The following is a 3633-nucleotide window of genomic DNA, read 5'->3' on the forward strand; positions in this document are numbered from 1 at the left end:
GCTTTCTATCACGGTATGCATATAGCATTTCTTTTTCTACCGCGTTTTTAGCAACTGTCCAAAAGTTTTTAAGACTGACAAAGACACCTTTATCCTGCTTCATAATTTTTTTTCTACGTGCTCTTTTAGAAACTTAATTTACTGATCTTGGCATAATTTTTTAAATTTTTTTGAAGTAGGCGCACAACTGAATGTGCTTGATGGGCCCAGCTCCAGGGTTATGAAATAATTTTAACCGTAAAGGCAATTATACAATACGTAATTGCTCTTTTACACTACGCTCGTCACTTGGGTGAACCAAAGCCGCGTGCGTTAACGCCAATTTGCGTTTTTTAGACTTTTTAGTCAAAATGTGACTTTTAAAAGCGTGCTTTCTTTTGATTTTACCAGAACCAGTCACTTTAAAGCGCTTTTTGGCACTGGATTTTGTTTTCATTTTAGGCATAATTTCCCAAATTTATTGCGATTCAATTTACTCAATTTCGTGCCGCTACGACGGGTTGCTTCAAATACTTTCGTAGCATATACGTCGGTATAGCGGAATTATTTTTTCTTTTTGGGCGCGATGAACATAATCATTCGCTTCCCTTCTAATACGGGTAGCGCTTCCACTTTTCCGTGTTCTTCCAAATCTTGCGCCAAACGCAACAACAAGATTTGACCTTGTTCTTTATAGATGATTGAACGTCCCTTGAAGAATACAAAAGCTTTTAATTTCGAACCCTCTTTTAAGAACTTTTCCGCGTTCTTCTTTTTGAATTCGTAATCGTGCTCATCGGTTTGTGGACCAAAACGAATTTCTTTGACCGTAATCTGCGACGATTTGGCTTTCAGTTCTTTTTCCCGTTTCTTTTGTTGGTACAAAAACTTGCCATAATCCATCAATTTACATACCGGCGGATCGGCATTGGGTGAAATCTCCACCAAATCCACTTCCAATTCCTCGGCCAAGCGCAAGGCTTCCGTGATTTTGTAGACTCCGGGTTCAACGTTGTCGCCAACTAAACGAACCTCCTGCACACGAATATTCGTATTGATACGGTGTGCGTCTTTTTTTTCTTCGCGAGGTTTGTAACTACCTCTGTTATTTCTAATTGCTATGGCTTTTTTATTTTATCCTGTTGCCAGGGGGTTATACTTCAAATGATTTTAATGATTTTCCGATTTCTTCTTGAACAAGTCCAACAAAATCTTCAATAGACATCGTACTGTTTCCTTTGCCTTCTTGTCCATGACGGCGAACAGAAACAGTTCCGTTTTTCTCCTCTTCTTCGCCCACAATCAACATAAACGGCATTTTTTGCATCTCCGCTTCACGGATTTTCTTACCAATCGTTTCGTTGCGGTTGTCAATTAGGGCGCGAATTTCGCTATTTTCCAGCAAACTTAAAACTTTTTGCGCATAATTTTCATATTTCTCACTCAAAGACAGGATGATAGCTTGTTCGGGCATCAACCAAAGCGGGAAATTTCCAGCTGTATGTTCGAGTAAAATCGCGATAAAACGCTCCATAGATCCAAATGGCGCACGGTGAATCATCACGGGACGGTGCAACTTGTCATCTGATCCTTTGTAGGTTAGCTCAAAGCGCTCGGGTAAATTGTAATCCACTTGGATGGTTCCCAACTGCCAACTGCGACCCAAGGCGTCTTTTACCATGAAGTCGAGTTTCGGACCGTAGAAGGCGGCTTCGCCACTTTCAATCACGTAATTTAGTCCTTTGTCACGGGCTGCATTGATAATCGCGTTCTCTGCCTTTTCCCAGTTTTCAACACTACCTATGTATTTATCAGGATTGTCTAAGTCACGCACCGAAACTTGTGCCGTAAAGTTTTCAAAGCCCAACGAACCGAAGACATACAATACCAAGTCGATCACCTTTTTGAATTCCGAATCCAATTGTTCCGGTGTACAGAAAATATGGGCATCGTCTTGGGTAAATCCGCGTACACGGGTCAATCCATGCAATTCCCCCGATTGCTCGTAACGGTAAACGGTACCAAATTCGGCATAACGCTTCGGTAAGTCTTTGTACGACCACGGTTTGGTATTATAAATTTCACAGTGGTGCGGACAGTTCATGGGTTTTAACAAAAACTCTTCGCCTTCTGCCGGCGTATGAATGGGTTGGAAACTGTCGGCGCCGTATTTGGCGTAGTGTCCCGAAGTCACGTACAATTCTTTTTGTCCAATGTGTGGGGTGACCACTTGTTCGTAACCCGCTTTCTTTTGAGCGCGCTTCAAAAACTGCTCCAAACGATCGCGTAAAGCCGCTCCTTTGGGTAACCATAAAGGTAATCCCTGACCCACTTTTTGTGAAAAAGCAAACAATTCCAACTCTTTCCCTAATTTGCGGTGGTCACGACGTTTCGCCTCTTCCAGTAATTCCAAATACTCGGTCAAGTCTTTTTGTTTCGGAAACGAAATACCATAGACACGGGTCAACTGCTTGTTCTTTTCATCTCCACGCCAATAGGCTCCTGCCACACTCATGATTTTCATCGCTTTGATTAAACCGGTGTTCGGAATATGTCCCCCACGGCATAAATCAAAGAAATTCGAATGATCACAAAAGGTAATCGTGCCGTCTTCCAAATTGGAAATCAATTCGGTTTTGTATTCGTTGTCTTTATATACCGCTAAAGCCTCTGCTTTGGAAACCGAGCGCATTTTGAATTCGTGTTTCTCACGGGCAATCTCCAAGACGCGGTCTTCGATTTTTTTGAAATCAGCATCCGTGATTTTGTGCTCCATAAAATCCACATCGTAATAAAAACCATTGTCGATGGCGGGTCCGAGGGTCAACTTAATGCCAGGGTAGATTTCTTGCAAGGCCTGCGCCATCACGTGTGAGGTCGAATGCCAAAACGCTTTCTTCCCCTCCAAATCGTTCCACGTATACAATACCAAGCTGCCGTCTGTAGTCAAGGCCGTTTCGGTTTCCACCGTGGTGCCGTTAAAAGAGGCTGAAATCACATTTCGCGCCAATCCTTCACTAATACTTTTGGCCACTTCCATCGGAGTCACACCCGCGGAAAACGCCTTAATCGAACCGTCTGGTAAAGTAATCTGAATCATTCCGTTTATTTTAATGGAGTGCAAATATAAGGTATTGCACGTGTCCCTACAAACAATGCTACTACAATAATAGAGATGTATTTTTAGGCAGCACGTTGTTTTTAGGTTCTTGTGCATGCGGGTTCCCGTGCTATGCTTTACCGGCCCCTTAGAGCTATCGCCGGGGCAGGGTGCCGCGTCGCCCGGGGCTGTGTTGTGGGCTTACTGCCTCTGAAGAAGGCCTTAATGCCCTGCTTTAAAAAAACCAAAACCAAAAAAGTCGCCTTTTTTCACGAGGTTTTTGGAGTGTTGTATTTTTAAAAACCACCCCAACCCGGCCGTTGGAGTGGGTTTTACCCTCGAAAACCAGCTCCCTCCAAGGTGTAAGTCTTTGGAAACAAGCCGATAGAAAAAAAGATAGAAAAAAGACCGCCTTTTTTTTGGATGTAGTGTGAATTGGTTTCTATATTTGCACTCCCAAAACGGAAGTTAAGGGTTTTCGAGGTGGTAAAAGATTTCGGAAAAAAGTTGCAAAAGTATTTGTCAGATTAAAAAAGAGTTTTACTTTTGCACCC

3 protein-coding genes and 1 pseudogene are annotated in these 3633 nt (G+C 42.7%); all 4 read right to left on the reverse strand.

Annotated features, from left to right (window positions below):
* Positions 1–154: pseudogene (locus ABWO12_RS12185) on the reverse strand (50S ribosomal protein L20); the annotation flags it as partial.
* Between the two features lie 93 nt (positions 155–247).
* Positions 248–445, reverse strand: a complete 198-nt coding sequence (rpmI, locus tag ABWO12_RS12190; RefSeq protein ID WP_073363905.1) for a 50S ribosomal protein L35 — start codon at positions 443–445, stop codon at positions 248–250.
* 98 nt (positions 446–543) lie between these two features.
* Positions 544–1095, reverse strand: coding sequence for a translation initiation factor IF-3 (gene infC, locus ABWO12_RS12195; RefSeq protein WP_073363903.1), 552 nt, complete (start codon positions 1093–1095; stop codon positions 544–546).
* Positions 1096–1132: 37 nt separating this feature from the next.
* Entirely contained in the window at positions 1133–3079 is a 1947-nt protein-coding gene (gene thrS / locus ABWO12_RS12200; protein ID WP_073363901.1) for a threonine--tRNA ligase, read from the reverse strand.
* Positions 3080–3633: the final 554 nt, after the last annotated feature.

This window comes from Flavobacterium sp. (assembly GCF_040379285.1).
Classification (GTDB): Bacteria; Bacteroidota; Bacteroidia; order Flavobacteriales; family Flavobacteriaceae; genus Flavobacterium.

Bases quoted from the DNA above. Each gene is read 5' to 3' on its own strand.
- rpmI (WP_073363905.1), bottom strand. From the start codon at position 445: ATGCCTAAAATGAAAACAAAATCCAGTGCCAAAAAGCGCTTTAAAGTG.
- thrS (WP_073363901.1), bottom strand. From the start codon at position 3,079: ATGATTCAGATTACTTTACCAGACGGTTCGATTAAGGCGTTTTCCGCG.